The organism is Massilia sp. DJPM01, assembly GCF_030348125.1.
GTDB lineage: Bacteria > Pseudomonadota > Gammaproteobacteria > Burkholderiales > Burkholderiaceae_D > Telluria_A > Telluria_A frigida.
Genome location: NZ_JAQOZV010000135.1, coordinates 1 through 3,093, shown reverse-complemented (window position 1 = coordinate 3,093; position 3,093 = coordinate 1). Strand labels below are relative to the sequence as shown.

4 protein-coding genes are annotated in these 3,093 nt (G+C 59.0%); all 4 read left to right on the top strand.

The genetic code is table 11. From position 1 onward, the window contains the following. Window positions 1-76: 76 nt before the first annotated feature. The 4 genes from PO883_RS34065 (at window position 77) to PO883_RS35325 (ending at window position 2,807) form a co-directional block, all read left to right on the top strand. Complete coding sequence (locus PO883_RS34065; RefSeq protein ID WP_289313740.1) at window positions 77-376, top strand: hypothetical protein; 300 nt, start codon at window positions 77-79, stop codon at window positions 374-376. Window positions 377-919: 543 nt separating this feature from the next. Continuing rightward, window positions 920-1,879 carry an S-layer family protein gene (locus tag PO883_RS34060; protein WP_289313739.1) on the top strand — a complete coding sequence of 320 codons (960 nt, stop codon included), beginning with the start codon at window positions 920-922 and terminating at the stop codon, window positions 1,877-1,879. Then, on the top strand, window positions 1,876-2,493 hold the full coding sequence (locus PO883_RS35330; RefSeq protein WP_373890135.1) for a transposase: 618 nt from the start codon (window positions 1,876-1,878) through the stop codon (window positions 2,491-2,493). The genes PO883_RS34060 and PO883_RS35330 overlap by 4 nt, the downstream gene beginning before the upstream one ends. Further along, window positions 2,391-2,807 (top strand): transposase, encoded by a 417-nt coding sequence (locus tag PO883_RS35325; protein WP_373890134.1) that lies wholly within the window; start codon window positions 2,391-2,393, stop codon window positions 2,805-2,807. The genes PO883_RS35330 and PO883_RS35325 overlap by 103 nt, the downstream gene beginning before the upstream one ends. Window positions 2,808-3,093: the final 286 nt, after the last annotated feature.

The following is a 3,093-nucleotide window of genomic DNA, read 5'->3' as shown; positions in this document are numbered from 1 at the left end:
AAGGTTCAAGCCTCCTATGAATTTAATGCTGTTACCAAAGTGTGGGAAACCATCACAATTTTTCCAGTGAGATGAAATGAGTAAATATATATTGCTTGATGACTTGATGTTCTCGATTTATTCGGTTGAAATTGGTCTGAGTGAGGAGGCTGGAAAACGCTTATTTATAAGGAGCTTGGCGTCGAAAGAATATCGTGACGCTATGAGTGCAGAGATTGATAAGGCTTTCGCCGACAAGGATTTTTCTTGGAAAGGCTTTTTTGAAGAGAGTGATATAATGGATGCAAATGATGAAGAGAGTGCGAGAGCATATGCGAAAACGTTTATTCTCGATCCTCTCTTATACGTAAAACAGCACCAAAGCAACGTTGGATGAAGGCTTTTGCTTAATTAACTTTCATGGTTTGTTATTTGCCGCGTTTATATGCTGAGATATATTGGCGCCTCGAATAACCCGTGATGTCGCGGTTGCCAGCGGGCGGGCCGTTTGAATCTGCTCGGCATTGCGCGAGCGGCGCCGTTTCGCGGCCTCTTTTCCGGGCCAATGTCGTTTCGCGTGGAAGTTGAGTGTTTGACTACCATGTGCGCTACTGCTGCGGGAGCGGTATCATGAGAACGGTATCAGTGCTGACCTTCAAACACGGCCTCATCAGGGGAACAGGTACACGCTTGACACTATCACCGGCGGTCTCAATATAGCCGCAGTCGGCGCGAACTTCACCGTACAGTATGCGGCAACCCAGCGGTGAGCTTGCCGTCGAGACAGCTACATTGCCGGCTGCAGTGCGCAACTTGGGACGCAAGTTGCAGGTACCTGCGGCGGGGCCGCTCCGGTCACCACCGACGCGCAGAAGACAGGCAGTGGCGGCGCCGCGGCGTAACCGTCGGCACGAGCGCCCAGCCCGTTGTCAAGGGCCAGGTGGCAGGCAATGCCCTGCCTGGCAGCGTCATGGCGGGCAATGCGCGCGCAGCGCAGCAGACCGCCATCGGCGACCTGACGACTTCGTTCGCCAAATTCGCGGCCGCGCGTCCCGTGACGGTGGCGGAGAAGACGGTCGCCGGTGTCGTCGGCTCCAACCCCAAAGACATCAACGGCCGCGTCACCGATCCGAAGGTGCCGAACGTCACCCTGACCAGCAACACGGACTGGAAAGCGCCGACCGGCAATCTGTTCTCGCTGAAACCGGGCGAGGGCGCCGGCTATCTGGTCGAAACCGACCCGCTGTTCACCGACAAGAAAAAATGGACCGGCAGCGATTACTTCCTGGACCAGCTTGACATTGATCCGCAGCGCACCCTGAAGCGCTACGGCGATGGTTTTGTCGAGCAGCGCGCGTTCGCCGACCAGCTGATCAACATCACCGGGCGCAACAAGCTGTCCGGCTACGAGAACAACGAACAGGCGTTCAAGGCGCTGATGGATTCGGGCGTCGCCTACGCCAAACAGTTCCAGCTCACGCCTGGCGTGGCGCTGTCCGAGCAGCAGATGGCCCAGCTGACCACCGGCATCGTGTGGCTGCAGGAAGAAGCCGTTACCATGCCGGACGGCAGCACCACCACGGCCCTGGTACCCAAGGTCTACCTGCGCCGTCCGCAACAGGGCGACCTGTCGACCGGCGGCGCCCTGATTGCCGGCGACAACGTCACCATCCGCAACCAGAACGGCGGCATCAGCAACAGCAACAGCGGCACCATCCTGGCTGGCTACGCCAATGCGAAGCCGACCGACATGCACGGCGCGGTCACGCTCGACGCCCGCAATGTCAGCAATAGCGGCACCATCGCCGGCAATGTGATCGACATCAAGGCTGCGAACGATATTGCCAATGTGGGCGGGCGCACTGTCCGACAAGGGCGTGGACGGCAGTGCTACCGATGACAGCCGGGTCACGCTCAATGCCGGCGGCGACATTCTCGTCGCCAGCAGAGCAGCACGTCGACTTCGCCGCGTTAGCGGATGAAGTGGACCGTGCAGCGCCTCGCCCCAGCCGCGAACGCGGCGGCCGTCCCCCGTTTCCGACCGAACTGATGGTTCGCCTTTTGCTGATCCAGCAGTTGTTCAACCTGAGCGACGAGCAGGTGGAGTTCCAGTTGCTCGACCGCCTGAGCTTCCAGCGCTTTGTGGGGCTGCGCTCGAGCAGCCAGATTCCGGACCGGACGACGATCTGGACCTTCAAGGAATGCCTGATTCAGGCTGGCGCCAGCGAAACCATCTTCGAGGCCGTAAACCGGCAACTGAGCAAGCGCGATTACACCGCGCGCGGCGGGCAGATGGTCGACGCGAGCATCGTGCAGGGGCCGAAGCAGTCGCTGAGCAAGACGGAGACGGCGCTGGTAAAGGAGGGCGCCTGTCCATCGCATGGAAACCTGCCAAGCGCCGTCAGCAGGACATGGACGCGCGCTGGACCAAGAAGTACGGCAAGTCCTACTTCGGCTACAAGGTCTCGGCCAACGCCGACCAACGCTACAAGCTGGTACGCAGGATTAAGCTGAGTAGGGTCAGCGAGCACGACAGACTGCACTTTGAAGAGGTGCTCGATCCGCCCAATACGAACCGCAACATCCTTGCCGACAAGGGCTACGTTGATGGCGAGCGTGAAGAGCGGCTAAGCAAACAGGGCTGGCGCGTGCATATCCAGCGAAAAGGAAGCAAGGACAAGCCGATCTCGGCAGCCCAAGAGCGGCGCAACAAGCTCATCGCCAAGACCTGCGCCCGCATCGAGCACATGTTTGCCAGCATGGCGCAGTTGGGCGGTAAGGAGCCGGGTACCGTCGGTCTGGCGCGCGTGACGTTGCGGCTCAATTGAAAAGTCGCTGCATACGATCTGCGGCGCCTGGTCTATTTGAAGGAGGCCGGGGTCGAGGCGATCTGATCCCCGCAGTCCGTCCGCACTGCGCAAAATGAGGCTGAGTGCCGATAACACCGGCGGGAAGCGGCTCGGCCTTCCTCGAAATCCAAGCCTGCTGGCATCGCCACTAGCATTCACGCGGAAATTACGGTAATGCGAGGTGCCCTTAGTTTACGGGTATGGTTGGAATTGCGGCTGAGTTCCACCGATTTTGTATCAAAAAGGCTTGCCATGCCATCAGAGT